Here is a 12,877-nt window from a genome sequence, read left to right as displayed (position 1 = left end):
TTCGGCACGTGACGGGCTTATGCTCAACACTCCTCCACCAGAGCTTCACAGTTGGAGCACTGGGGTTCCGCAGGCCGTACCAAGGGGGGAGGCGGCAGCCGTTCCGTGGTCCGGCAGGGGGTGGACCTCGCGTGGGACCGCGGGGTACGCACCGGATCCCGGAACGGCTGCCCACAGGTCAGCGCCGGTGCCGGCCCTCGTCCGCCGCTTCCCGCCGCCGGCGTCCCCGCAACGTGTACGCCCCGCCGGCCAGCAACGCCACCGCTCCCCCGGCCCCGCCGACCAGCCCCCACGACGAGCCGCTGCGCGCGGTGGCCGCATCGGCACCGGATGCCCCCTTCGCCGCCGTACCCGTCGGCGAGGGCGTCACGTCGGCCCCGCCCTCGCTGAGCGGATCGACCAGCGCGCCCACGGCCCGGGCCGTTCCGGCGTGTGCGAAGCCCCAGTCGAGCAGGGCGGCGGTCTCCTCGTAGACACCGTTGCCGCCGGGCTCCGGATGCATGACGGTCACGAGGAGGGTGCGGCCGCCGCGGGTGGCGGCGCCGGTGAAGGTGTTGCCCGCGTCGCTGGTGTAACCGTTCTTGACGCCGATCAGCCCCTTGTACGTGCCGAGCCCCCACGCGCCGGTCAGCAGACGGTCGGTGTTCTGGATCTGGAACGTCTTCGTGCCGCCCGCCGGGAAGTCGGCGGTCTTCGTCGAGCAGTAGTCGCGGAACTCGGCGTTCTTCAGGCCGTGACGGGCGAACAGCGTGAGGTCGTACGCGGAGGAGAGCTGGCCCTTGTGGTCGAACCCGTCGGGGCTGACCACATGCGTGTCGAGGGCCTGCAGGTCCCGTGCCCTGGCCTGCATCTCGGCCACGGTCCTCGCGATCCCGCCGTTCATGTGGCTGAGCACGTGGACCGCGTCGTTGCCGGAGCGGAGGAAGACGCCGAGCCACAACTGCTCGACGGTGTACGTGATCCCGGGCTTGATGCCGACCAGGCTGGAGCCCGCCGGGACGTCGGCGAGGTCGGCGTCGGTCACCTTGCACGTCCGGGTCCGCTCGAACTTCTTCAGCACGGTGTCCGCGAACAGCATCTTCAGCGTGGAGGCGGGCGCGAGCCGGCGGTGCGCGTTGCACGCGGCGAGCACCTCACCGCTGTCGTGGTCGGCGACGAGCCAGGAGCGGGCGGTGAGCTTCTTCGGCAGGCCGTCGGCCCGCTGCACCTGGACGCCGGAACGGCCCAGCCTTTCGCCGCCGATGGTGGTGGAGGCGGACGCGGGCGCGGCAAGCGTCAGCGGCGCGGCGGCGGCGAGCCCGAGAACGGCGCGGCGGGACATCCGCGCGGCACGCGGGGAGAGCGGAGAGGAATCACGCATCCGGGGACCGTACAAAGGGAGTCGGGGGCGGCAGACAGCGGGGTCATAAAAGCGGGGCAAAGCCCGGGTCATGGCGGGGTCACCACGGCGGTGAGAGCGGCGAAAGGCGCGCGCATTACGCGGGCCCGCCCTTGTGCGCCCCGCCACCGTCCCACCGGGCGGAGCGCACCGGGCAGGCCCGCCTCTCTTCACCGACGGGCCACTCAACAGGGGTTTCCTGGCAATACACCCTGCGCAGCTTAGGAATCCGCTGTCTTACGGAAATCTGATCCCGGGCGTCACTTTCTCAGCCCTCACACATCCCTGACTCAGGGCCGCTCAAAGGTTTCTCCCTAGTTTGTGACCGCGCCCACAGCGGGCGCCAAGAACCTTTCGAGGAACGGGATGTTTGGCATCTATCTCAGGCGCGAGCTGGGCCGCCGCAAGAAGGCCGCTCTGGTCATCGCGATGGGTCTGGCGCTCGGTATCGCGCTGGTCATCACCGTCAACTCGGTGTCGGCCGGCATGCAGCAGGCGCAGGACAAGGTCCTGAAGTCGCTGTACGGGCTCGGCACCGACATGACGGTCACCAAGGCCCGGTCGGCGAGCTCCGCGAACAGTGGGCAGAAACCCAACTTCAATTTCGACGCCAAGTCGGACAGCAGCACCAAGCAGAGCTCGGACCGGGTGATGACGCAGGGCGGTCAGGCCCTGCAGTCCTCGCTCGTCGAGAAGGTCGCGTCCCAGAAGGGCGTGGCGAGCGCGGTCGGCGCGCTGAGCCTGAACGTCGTCAAGGTCGACGGCTCCTTCACCCAGGGCAGGGCGAAGACGTCGACGTCCGGCAACTCGCAGCAGCAGGGCGGCCCCGGCGGCAGCGGCGGCGGCCAGCCGCAGGTCCAGGGCGGCGGCGCCTCCTTCGACGTCAACAACTACTCCGTGGCCGGCGTCGACGTCACCAACCAGGACCTCGGCCCGCTCGCCGCGATGAAGATCACCTCGGGCAAGACGTTCACGGCGTCGCAGACCGACGCCAAGGTCGCCGTGGTCAGCAAGTCGTACGCCAAGGAGAAGAAGTACAAGGTCGGCTCGACCTTCAAGATCTCCGGCACCAAGTACACGGTGATCGGCATCGCGACGCCCGACAGCAGCGAGTCCACCACCGACGTCTACCTGCCGCTGAAGCAGGCCCAGACGCTCGCCGACTCGAAGAACAAGGTCACCACGATCTACGTCAAGGCGACCGACTCCAAGCAGATCGCGACCGTCAAGAAGACCATCCAGCAGAACATCTCCGGCACGACGGTCACCACCTCCTCCGACCTCGCCTCCACCGTCTCCGGCTCGCTGTCCACCGCCTCCAACCTGGCGACCAGCGTGGGCAAGTGGCTGTCGATCGCAGTGCTGGTCGCCGCGTTCCTGGTGGCCGCGCTGCTGACCTCCTCCGCCGTCTCCCGACGGGTGCGCGAGTTCGGCACCCTGAAGGCGCTCGGCTGGCCGAGCCGCAAGGTCACCCGTCAGGTCGTCGGCGAGTCCGTCGTGAACGGTCTGCTCGGCGGCGCTCTCGGTATCGCCCTGGGTCTCGCGGCCGCGTACACGGTGACGGCGATCAGCCCGAAGCTGACCGCCCAGCTCGGCTCCTCCGGCGGCGGCATGGGCGGCCCGGGCGGCGGCGGTCCGGGCGGCGGCCCCGGCCGGCAGACGACCCAGAACACCATGGAGATCGCGCTGTCCGCGCCGGTCTCGCTGACCACCATCACGCTCGCGGTGGTCCTTGCCGTCACCGGCGGTCTGATCGCCGGCGCCATGGGCGGTTGGCGCGCCTCCCGGATGCGCCCGGCGGACGCCCTGCGCAGCGTCCAGTAACCCTCCCCACACCGGGGCGCCGTGTCCGTTCCCCCCGGGTCACGGCGCCCCACCCCCATCTGTCACGGAGAACCCATGTACAAGCTCACCGGCGTCACCAAGCGCTACACGCGGGGCAAGGAGACGGTGGAGGCGCTGCGCGGCATCGACCTCACGATCGAGGACGGCGACCAGCTCGTCATCCAGGGCCCCACCGGCGGTGGCAAGTCGACCCTGCTGCAGATGATCGGCGGCCTGGACCGGCCCACGACGGGCGGCGTCGAACTGGACGGAGTGAACCTCGCCACGATCAGCGAGGCCAAGCTGACCCGGCTGCGTGCCGCGAAGATCGGCATCATCTTCCAGTCGTTCAACCTCATCCCGACGCTGACCGCTCAGGAGAACGTCGAGACCGCGCTCGTCCCGCTCGGTGTGAAGCCGGGGGACCGACGCGAGCGGGCGGCGGAGGCTCTGCGCTCGGTCGGTCTCGGCGAACGCCTCGGACACGCCCCCTCCGAGCTGTCCGGCGGCCAGCAGCAGCGCGTCGCCATCGCCCGCGCCCTGGTCAAGCGCCCGAAGGTGCTGCTCGCCGACGAACCGACCGGCAACCTCGACGAGGGAACCCGGGACGACATCATGGCCCTGCTCGAGGGCCTGTGGCACGAGTACGGGCTGACCTTCGTCATGGTCACCCACGACTCCTCGATCGCCCGCCGCGCCCCGCGCCTGGCCATCATCAAGGCCGGGCAGCTCACCCTGACCGAGCAGGGCGGGGCGCGCCGGACCCCGCAGTACGCGCAGCAGGGCGCCCCGCACGCCCAGCAGTACGGACAGCAGCAGTACGGCGGTCAGGCGTACGGCACGGGTCACTGACCCGCGCCTGCGGCCTCCCGGGGGCCGCTCACCTCCCGAGTATCCGGTCGACCTCGGCCAGTTGCCCGGGCGTGAGCGGCCCCTTCGCAATCGCGCCCGCGTTCTCCTATGCCTGGGCGACCGAACGGAAGCCCGGAATCGGGACGGTCCGCGGGCTGCGGGCCCAGATCCAGGCGAGGGCGCCCTGGGCGGGCGTACGGCCGTCGCTGGTGAGGACGTCCCTGAGGGCCTCGACCCGCCGCAGCCACTCGGTGTCGGCGCCTTCCCCCTCCTTGAAGCCCGGCAGCCACGCGGGCGGAGTGTTGCGGATGTCTCCGGGCTCGAGGGCGTGTCCGGGGGTGTGCTTGCCGGTCAGCAGACCCATGGCGAGGGGACTGCGGTTGATGCTCGCGAGGTTCGACTCCTCGCAGAGGGCGAGAAGTCCGGGCGCGTCCTGGAGGATGTTGAGGCGGTGCTGGACCGCCGTGCAGTGCGGGCCCTCGGCGAACACGGCGGCCCGCGCGGGATCGTCGGTGCTCCAGGCGTAGGCCCGGATGAGTCCCTCGCCGACGAACTCCTCGCAGGCGTCGCGGAGTTCGGCGGCCCGCTCGGGACCGGCGTCGGACAGGTGCAGCTGGTACAGGTCGATGTGATCGGTGTCGAGCCGGCGCAGGGACGCGGTCAGTGCGCGGCGGGCGTACGCCGGGGAGTCGTCGCTGCCGACGAGCAGCCTGCGTTCCTCGTCGATGACGTTGCCCCACTTGGTGGCGAGGACCACGTCGGCCCGCCGTTTGCCGAGGGCACGCGCGAGGACGCGCTCGCTGTGACCGGTGCCGTAGGCGTCGGCCGTGTCGAAGAAGGTGACGCCGAGGTCGAGGGCGCGCCGGACGGCCCGTACGGACTCCTCGTCGTCGACCTTGCCCCAGCCGAGGGCCTGTCCGTCGGGAGTGCTCCACTCGCCGCCGATGGCCCAGCAGCCGAAGCCGAGGGCGCTGACCTCGATCCCGCTGCGGCCCAGTGTCCTGGTGTGCTCCTTGGTCTCCATACCCGGCGACGTTAGAAGGTGGAGCGCACTTCAGGGCAAGAGCCGTGCGACGGTGGTCAGGCCTGCCCGGTCTCGAAGCGGGAGATCCTGCCGGCGTCGTCCACGGTGAAGGTCCACCGGGTGCGCATCTCGCCCCAGGTGTCGTTGCGGTAGCGGGCGAGCAGGGAGCGGCCGCCGCCCGACTCGTTGTCGACGTCCATGTGGCCATGGCAGGAGAAGATCTCCCGGTCGATCCAGTCGGCGAGGTCCCGGTCGGAGCCGTCGTCGGACATGGTGGCCCCCGGTGCGAGAAGTGCCAGGAAGCCCTCGCGGTCATGGGAGTTCACGGCGGTGACGAAGGCCCGGACGACCGGGTCGCTGAGCTTTGCTGTCTGAATCGTCATGGCTGACAGCGTCACACCGGTCCCGGCCGCCCGCCACCCGAATCCCGGGTCCCGCCTTCCGCGCCCGGGCATGCGCCACCCGAACGGCGCCGAGGACAGGCCGGGCGGGTGTGAGGGGTGGGACGGTGGGAACGCGGTGGGAATCGTTCCTGTTGCCTGCCCCGGGAGTGATCGTGACCTGTATCGACCGACGTGACGTGGGCCTCCTGCTGCTCAGGCTGGGCACCGGCGGGGTACTGGCGGCGCACGGCGCACAGAAGCTGTTCGGCTGGTTCGGCGGAGGCGGGGTCGAGGGGACCGGGCAGTTCATGGAGTCCGTGGGCTACCGGCCGGGGAAGGCGAGCGCGGTGGCCTCCGGGCTCGCGGAGACCGGCGGCGGCACCCTGCTGGCGCTGGGCCTGGCCACACCGGCGGCGGCTGCCGCGGCGGCCGGCGGAATGGCTGGGGCGATGGCCGTGCACGTACCGAACGGCTTCTTCGCCCAGAACGGCGGCTACGAGCACCCGCTGTCCCTCGGCCTCACGGCGGCGGGCCTGGCGGTCGCGGGTCCTGGTCGGCTCTCCCTGGACGAGCTGTTCGGCGACGCCGTGAACCGCGACTGGATGGTCCCGGTGGCGCTCGCGGTGACGGCGGCGGCCGCGGCGGCGGTGGTGGGGGCCCGGAACAGGCGGCTGCTGAAGGAGGCGGACGGGGAGGGGAACCAGGAGGCGTTGTTCGAGCAGTAGCCGCCGCATGGCAGGCTGCGGGTATGAGTGAGCGCGACGCCTCCGCGGACCTGTGGGAGTCGATCGACCGGCTGCACGCCTGGCTGGACGCGAACCGGACGCACGACGGTGCGGACGGTCTGCTGCTGCGCGTGCTGAAGCTGTCGGAGGAGGTCGGCGAGGTCGCCCAGGCGGTGATCGGCGCGACGGGCCAGAACCCGCGCAAGGGCACGACCCACAGCTGGGACGACGTGGAGGCCGAACTCTGCGACGTGGTGATCACGGCTCTGGTGGCCCTGCGCACCCTGACTCCCGACGCCCGTGAGGTGTTCACGTCCCACCTGGAGCGAGTCACGCGACGCTCGCTGGCCGACGGGCAGGATGACCTGCCGGGGAGAGTGGATCTCGGGCAGTAGTCGCGGACGGGGGAGGGCGTGGCCGGCAACGCCTTCTGATCGCCTCGCTGACCGCGGGCACGGCCGTCCGTACTGGCGAGCCGGGTGACCGGCCACGGGACGGTACGGGCGGCGCGCATCCAGGCCGCCACCACGACCACAGGCACAGCGGACGGAACGACTGCGATCTCCCGCCGGCCTCCTGGCCTGCCTGAACAACGTGCAGGCGCCCAGGAGTTCGAGATCCGGGAGTCGCAAAGCCCTCAGGTGGTCCTCAAGCCGGACTGCATAGACTGGTCGAACCCTGTCATTCGAACAGTCGGACCGCTGGAGGCTCAGTGATACGCGTGCTCCTCGCCGATGACGAGCATCTCATCCGGGGCGCGCTCATCGAACTCCTCGGAACCGAAAGGGATCTGAGCGTCGTCGCGGACACCGGCGCGGGCTGCCAGGTGCTGTCCCTCGCCCTTGCCCACCAACCGGATGTGGCGGTGGTGGACGTCAACCTCGGCGACACGAGTGGCCTCCAGGTCGTCGGCCAGCTGCACGAGCACTTACCGTCGTGCGGGACGCTGCTCCTGACCAGCCTCGGCACCGCCGCCACCATACGACAGGCCGTGGAACTGGGCGTCAGCGGCTATCTGTTGAAGGACGCCGCTCCGCACGCGCTCGCCGAGGCGATCAGGAAGGTGGCCGCGGGACAGCGGGTGATCGCCCCTGAACTGATGCTGGCGGCCTGGGAAAGCCGGGTCAACCCCCTCACCCCGCGGGAGACGGAGGTGCTGCGCCTGGCCGCGGACGGGCAGACGGCCGCCGACATAGCCGAGGCCGTCCGGCTGTCGGTCGGCACGGTCCGCAACTACCTCGGCAACTGCATCACAAAACTGGGTGCACGTAGTCGTCTTGACGCAGTGCGCATTGCTCGGGAAGCGGGATGGCTGCCCCCAGCGGATCAACCGACGCCTTCGCCGGGCATGTCACCGTGAGCAGGAAGCGCCCGGCAGCGGGAGACCATGCCTTGCACCGACCGCCGAGTTCGGCGGCGCGCAGGGTCAGGTTGGCGATGCCGTGCCCGGCACCCGCGGCGGGGTCCCGTGTGCCCCGGGCTCCGTCGTTGAGCACGGACAGCTCGACCACATGGCCCCTGCGTCGCAGGGAGATGCTGCACATGGTCGCCTCGCTGTGCCGCAGAACATTGGTCACCGATTCGCGTATCGCGGTGGCGAACAGATTCTGAACCTCTCCCGGTGGAATACGCGTCTCCTCCTGAACGGTGACGGCCACGCCCACGCCCTCAAGCAATGAGCGGGTATTGTCCAATTCGCAACCAAGCGAGAGATCGCCGAAATTGTGCGCCATCGAGCGCATGTCGGTGAGGACGTCCCGGGTCAGCCCCAGCACGTTGCGCAGCTCGGAGCGCGCCCGTTCGTTCTGCCTCCCCAGATAACGATTGGCCAGTTCCCCGCGGATGGCCGCGAACGCCAGTCGGCTCGCGAGTAGATCGTGCATGTCGCGTCCTATCCGGACGCGTTCGTCCTGCAGTGCACTGCGTATGGCCTGGGCCTCCGCGTGGCGCATCCAGGTGAGCCGGCAGGCGATTCTGAGCAGCGTGGTGACGGCCAGGCCGATCGCCAGGGTCACGCTCGCGGCCACCGTCGTCTCCGCATACGACAGGCCGTTGTGCCTGCTCACCGACACGTCCAGGACCAGGACCGCGACGAACGCGCCGGACGCGCCTGCTCCCTTACGGCCCCGCAGGCCGGCTGTCGCCGCGCCCGCCGCGAAGCCCCCCATGCCGGGCCACATGACGTGGAAGACCAGGGGCGGCAGATAGGTCAGAAGTGTTTGGAGGACCAGCACCCAGACGGAGAACCGCCGGAATTTCCTGGCTGCCGGCGGGCTGTGCAGCGCCTGCAGGGCGACCAGCACGGGCAGGAAGAGAGCCCATGCGATGACGGCCGTGCGAGACGCCTCGACCGACAGCATTTCGATCAGCCCGTTGAGCGCCACTCCGATTTGGAGTGCGGAGACGACGCACACGGCTATCCATGCCGTCGGGACCCACTTGTTCAACCTACCCACAGTTCCCCCCGCCGTAGGTGCGCCAGCACGCAATCAGTCGCAATAACCGATCATACGCAACCTCGTGTCCTGTCTGTTGCCGAAAAGTGAAGAGTCGCCATGGTCACGGCCGCAACCGAGCCACGATCCGCTCCCGAGCCAGGCTCAAGCGGCCGCTCGGAGGGTGGCCCCGTCGAATACCTCCGGGCCCACACCGAAAGGGGCGATCGGACCATGCCGAGCAGTACAGGAGCCGGGCGGTGACCCGGCGGGTGGTGATCACCGGAATCGGTGTGCGCACGCCCGGCGGCACCGGAACGAAGGAGTTCTGGGATCTGCTGACCGCGGGGCGCACCGCCACCAGGCCGATCACCTTCTTCGACGCCTCGCCGTTCCGCTCACGGATCGCCGGTGAGGCCGACTTCGACGCCGAGGCGGAGGGGTTCAGCCGGCGCGAGATCCGCCGGATGGACCGGGCGACGCAGTTCGCCGTTGCGTGCACCAGGGACGCCGTCGCCGACAGCGGTCTGGAATTCACGTCGCTCGACCCGCGCCGGGTGGGCGTGTCGCTGGGCAGCGCCGTCGCGTCGGCGACCAGCCTGGAGAACGAGTACCTGGTCATGTCGGACGCCGGGCGCGAGTGGCTGGTCGACCCGGCGCACCTGTCGCCGTACATGTTCGACTACCTCAGTCCCGGGGTGATGCCCGCGGAAATCGCGTGGGAGGTGGGCGCCGAAGGCCCGGTCACCATGGTCTCCGACGGCTGCACGTCGGGCCTGGACGCCGTCGGTTACGGCGTCCAACTGATCCGCGAGGGCAGTGCCGACACCGTGCTCGCGGGAGCGGCCGACACGCCCGTGTCACCGATCGTCGTCGCCTGCTTCGACGCCATCAAGGCGACGACACCGCGCAACGACGAGCCGGCGACGGCCTCCCGTCCCTTCGACGGCACCCGCAACGGCTTCGTGCTCGCGGAGGGCGCGGCGATGTTCGTGCTCGAGGGGTACGAGGCGGCTCGGGCCCGCGGTGCCCACATCTACGCCGAGGTCGGCGGCTACGCGACGCGCAGCAACGCCTACCACATGACCGGGCTCAAGAAGGACGGCCGTGAGATGGCCGAGGCGATCCGGGCGGCCCTCGACGAGGCACGGCTCGACCGCACCGCCGTGGACTACGTCAACGCCCACGGCTCCGGCACCAAGCAGAACGACCGGCACGAGACCGCCGCCTTCAAGCGGAGCCTGGGCGAGCACGCGTACGCGGTGCCCGTGAGCTCGATCAAGTCGATGGTGGGCCACTCGCTGGGCGCGATCGGGTCCATCGAGATCGCCGCGTCCGCCCTGGCGATCCGCCACAACGTCGTCCCGCCGACGGCGAACCTGCACACCCCCGACCCGGAGTGCGACCTGGACTACGTCCCGCGGACCGCGCGGGAGCAGCGGGTGGACACAGTGCTGACCGTCGGCAGTGGCTTCGGCGGTTTCCAGAGCGCCATGGTGCTGCACGCGCCGGAGGTGAGTGCCGTATGAGCGCCGTCCGTTCGGTCGTCACCGGGATCGGCGTCGTCGCCCCCAACGGGCTGGGCACCGAGGCGTACTGGAAGGCCCTGCTCGCGGGAGAGAGCGGCATCGCCGAGCTGAGCCGTTTCGACACCTCCGGCTATCCGGCGAAACTCGCCGGGGAGGTACGCGACTTCGACGCCGCCGAGCACCTGCCGAGCCGGCTGCTGCCGCAGACCGACGTGTCCACCCGCTACGCCATCGCCGCTGCCGACTGGGCGCTGGCGGACGCGGGTATCGACCCCGGGTCGGGTATCGCCGACTACGACATGGGGGTGGTCACCTCCACCGCGCAGGGCGGGTTCGACTTCACCCACCGGGAGTTCCGCAAACTGTGGCACCAGGGGCCGGAGTACGTCAGCGTCTACGAGTCCTTCGCCTGGTTCTACGCCGTCAACACCGGCCAGATCTCGATCCGCAACGGCATGCGCGGGCCGAGCGCGGCGCTCGTCGGCGAGCAGGCCGGCGGCCTGGATGCCATCGGGCACGCCCGCCGCACGGTGCGGCGCGGCACCCGGCTGGTGGTGAGTGGCGGGGTCGACTCGGCCTTCGACCCCTGGGGCTGGTCCGCCCAGCTGGCCGGCGGGCGGGTCAGCACGGCGGACGACCCCGAGCGGGCGTACCTGCCGTTCGACGCCGCGGCCCGCGGCCACGTTCCGGGCGAGGGCGGCGCCATCCTGATCGTGGAGGACGCGGTGTCGGCCCGGGAGCGGGGTGCGGCCCGTACCTACGGCGAGATCGCCGGCTACGCGGCCACCTTCGACCCGGCTCCGGGTTCCGGCCGGCCGCCCGGTCTGCGCCGTGCCGCGGAACTCGCCATCGCCGACGCGGGTCTCGAGCCGTCCGACATCGGTGCTGTGTTCGCGGACGCGGCCGGTGTCCCCTCGCTGGACGAGGCCGAGGCACGGGCGCTGCGCGAGATCTTCGGGCCGCACGGAGTGCCGGTGACCGCGCCCAAGGCGCTGACCGGCCGGATGTACGCGGGCGGCGGCCCGGCGGACGTCGCCGCGGCGCTGCTCGCCCTGCGCGACCAGGTCGTCCCGGCCACCGCCCACGCGACGTCCGTCCCGGAGGCATACGGCCTGGACCTGGTCGTCGGCGAACCCCGGTCCATCCGGGCGCGTGCCGTGCTGGTCCTCGCCCGGGGACGCCACGGCTTCAACGCGGCCGTCGTCCTCACCACCGCCTGACCGACCGCAACACGAGGGAGATCCCACGCAATGACCCACATGACCCTGGACGACCTGCGCAGCACGCTCATCGCCTGCGCCGGCGAAGAGGACTCCATCGATCTGAGCGGAGACATCCTCGACGTGACGTTCGAGGACCTCGGCTACGACTCGCTGGCCCTCATGGAGAGCGCGGCGAAGATCGAGCGCGACTACGGCATCGCGTTGCCGGAGGAGGCCGTCGCGGACGCCCGGACGCCGCGCGCCCTGCTGGAACTGGTGAACAGCCTCACCGCGGCCGCCGCCTGACCGCGTCCGCCCCACCCAGGACGGGGCCGTACCGACAGACCGGGGTGCGGTCCCGTCCCCTTGCTCCCGCCCGCCGGAGACGACCAGGAGAGCCCATGTCCCCTGCCACCGTGCATCGCACTGACCACACGTTGACGGTCGCCGCGCCCGCCGACGCCCTCTACGCCCTCGTCGCGGACGTCGGCCGCTGGCCGGCCGTCTTCGAACCGACCGTGCACGTACGTCATCTGGAGCGTACGGCCAGGTCGGAGCGGTTCGAGATCTGGGCCGAGGTGAACGGCGACGTCGTGCACTGGACGTCGCGCCGCGTCCTCGACCCCGGGCGCCGCTACATCTCCTTCCGGCAGGACCACAGCAACCCGCCGGTCACCGCGATGTCGGGCGGCTGGTTCTTCCGTGAACTGCCTTCCGGCGGCACGGAGATCGTGCTGCGGCACCGGTTCACGGTGGCCGACGACGACCCCGCGGCCGTGGTCGCCGTGTCGGCGGCGCTCGACCGCAACAGCGGGCGGGAGTTGGCCGCCCTGGGGCGACTGGCCTGCACCGGGCACCCGGTGGACGAGGTGGTCTTCACCTTCTCCGACACGATCGAGCTGTCCGTCCCCTCAGCCGAGGCCTACGACTTCGTCGCCCGCGCCGAGCGCTGGCCGGACCTGCTGCCGCACGTGTCCCGGGTGGTGCTGGCCGAGCCGCGCCCGGACGTCCAGCAGATGGAGATGGACACCGTCACCTCGGACGGCTCCCGGCACACGACCCGGTCGGTGCGCGTGTGCCGCAGCGGGGAGTGGATCGCCTACAAGCAGCAGGTGACCCCGCGTCTGCTGGCCGGGCACAGCGGTGACTGGTCGTTCGCCGAAGGGCTCTCGGGCGCCGTGGCCACCGCCCGGCACACCGTCGTGATCGCCACGGACGCCGTGGCCGAGGTGCTGGGCCCGGAAGCGACGCTGGCCGATGCCCGTGCCTATCTGCGCGACGCGCTCGGCCGCAACAGCCGGGCGACGCTGGAGGGCGCTGCCGCGGCACGCCTGTGAGAGCACCGCCGGGGCACCACGCGGCGTACGCAGGCTGAACGCGCGACGGGCCGGGGGGGGGCCGCCCCCCCCCCCGCCCCCCCCCCCCGGGGGGGGGGGCCCCCCCCGGGGGGGGGGGGGCGCCCCCGCGGGGGGGGGGGGGGGGGGGGCGGCGGCCCCCCGGGCGGGCGGCCCGGCGGCCCGGGGCG

The 12,877-nt window shown here is 71.2% G+C and carries 12 protein-coding genes and 1 pseudogene; 9 read left to right on the top strand and 4 right to left on the bottom strand.

All coding sequences use genetic code 11. The features are described from left to right. Window positions 1-178: 178 nt before the first annotated feature. Window positions 179-1,360: a D-alanyl-D-alanine carboxypeptidase family protein gene (locus ACZ3TS_RS02090; protein WP_467612755.1), complete on the bottom strand. Its 1,182-nt coding sequence runs from the start codon at window positions 1,358-1,360 to the stop codon at window positions 179-181. 384 nt (window positions 1,361-1,744) lie between these two features. On the opposite strand from ACZ3TS_RS02090, the gene ACZ3TS_RS02085 reads away from it, so the two are divergent. Together ACZ3TS_RS02085 and ACZ3TS_RS02080 are read left to right on the top strand one after the other, a co-directional pair. After that, window positions 1,745-3,202, top strand: coding sequence for an ABC transporter permease (locus ACZ3TS_RS02085; RefSeq protein WP_467612752.1), 1,458 nt, complete (start codon window positions 1,745-1,747; stop codon window positions 3,200-3,202). A gap of 75 nt (window positions 3,203-3,277) precedes the next feature. Further along, window positions 3,278-4,054, top strand: a complete 777-nt coding sequence (locus ACZ3TS_RS02080; protein ID WP_467612749.1) for an ABC transporter ATP-binding protein — start codon at window positions 3,278-3,280, stop codon at window positions 4,052-4,054. 28 nt (window positions 4,055-4,082) lie between these two features. On the opposite strand, the pseudogene ACZ3TS_RS02075 reads toward ACZ3TS_RS02080, so the two are convergent. After that, a pseudogene (locus tag ACZ3TS_RS02075) lies at window positions 4,083-5,078 on the bottom strand (aldo/keto reductase). Window positions 5,079-5,134: 56 nt separating this feature from the next. Next, window positions 5,135-5,461: a nuclear transport factor 2 family protein gene (locus ACZ3TS_RS02070; RefSeq protein WP_467612746.1), complete on the bottom strand. Its 327-nt coding sequence runs from the start codon at window positions 5,459-5,461 to the stop codon at window positions 5,135-5,137. Between the two features lie 173 nt (window positions 5,462-5,634). Between ACZ3TS_RS02070 and ACZ3TS_RS02065 the strand changes: the two genes are divergently transcribed. The 3 genes from ACZ3TS_RS02065 to ACZ3TS_RS02055 all read left to right on the top strand — a co-directional run bounded on the left by ACZ3TS_RS02065 (window position 5,635) and on the right by ACZ3TS_RS02055 (window position 7,546). Then, window positions 5,635-6,186, top strand: a complete 552-nt coding sequence (locus ACZ3TS_RS02065) for a DoxX family protein (protein WP_467612744.1) — start codon at window positions 5,635-5,637, stop codon at window positions 6,184-6,186. A gap of 23 nt (window positions 6,187-6,209) precedes the next feature. Beyond that, window positions 6,210-6,581, top strand: coding sequence for a MazG-like family protein (locus ACZ3TS_RS02060; protein WP_467612741.1), 372 nt, complete (start codon window positions 6,210-6,212; stop codon window positions 6,579-6,581). A gap of 317 nt (window positions 6,582-6,898) precedes the next feature. After that, complete coding sequence (locus tag ACZ3TS_RS02055; protein ID WP_467612738.1) at window positions 6,899-7,546, top strand: response regulator transcription factor; 648 nt, start codon at window positions 6,899-6,901, stop codon at window positions 7,544-7,546. Here ACZ3TS_RS02055 and ACZ3TS_RS02050 read toward each other — a convergent pair. Then, the gene (locus tag ACZ3TS_RS02050; RefSeq protein WP_467612735.1) at window positions 7,437-8,600 is read right to left on the bottom strand and encodes a sensor histidine kinase; all 1,164 of its coding nucleotides are present in this window, start codon (window positions 8,598-8,600) and stop codon (window positions 7,437-7,439) included. The genes ACZ3TS_RS02055 and ACZ3TS_RS02050 overlap by 110 nt on opposite strands. A gap of 281 nt (window positions 8,601-8,881) precedes the next feature. Here ACZ3TS_RS02050 and ACZ3TS_RS02045 point away from each other — a divergent pair, with 281 nt between their 5' ends. The 4 genes from ACZ3TS_RS02045 (at window position 8,882) to ACZ3TS_RS02030 (ending at window position 12,689) form a co-directional block, all read left to right on the top strand. Further along, window positions 8,882-10,150 (top strand): beta-ketoacyl-[acyl-carrier-protein] synthase family protein, encoded by a 1,269-nt coding sequence (locus tag ACZ3TS_RS02045; RefSeq protein WP_467612732.1) that lies wholly within the window; start codon window positions 8,882-8,884, stop codon window positions 10,148-10,150. Further along, the gene (locus ACZ3TS_RS02040; protein WP_467612729.1) at window positions 10,147-11,370 is read left to right on the top strand and encodes a ketosynthase chain-length factor; all 1,224 of its coding nucleotides are present in this window, start codon (window positions 10,147-10,149) and stop codon (window positions 11,368-11,370) included. The genes ACZ3TS_RS02045 and ACZ3TS_RS02040 overlap by 4 nt, the downstream gene beginning before the upstream one ends. A 30-nt stretch (window positions 11,371-11,400) precedes the next feature. After that, window positions 11,401-11,658 (top strand): acyl carrier protein, encoded by a 258-nt coding sequence (locus ACZ3TS_RS02035; RefSeq protein WP_467612726.1) that lies wholly within the window; start codon window positions 11,401-11,403, stop codon window positions 11,656-11,658. Window positions 11,659-11,753: 95 nt separating this feature from the next. Continuing rightward, a complete protein-coding gene (locus tag ACZ3TS_RS02030; protein ID WP_467612723.1) occupies window positions 11,754-12,689 on the top strand; it encodes an aromatase/cyclase in 936 nt (311 codons plus the stop codon). Window positions 12,690-12,877: the final 188 nt, after the last annotated feature.

The organism is Streptomyces sp. NPDC022910 (assembly GCF_055561075.1).
Note: the sequence above shows the minus strand (reverse complement) of the source record. Positions and strands in the feature narration are given on the sequence as shown.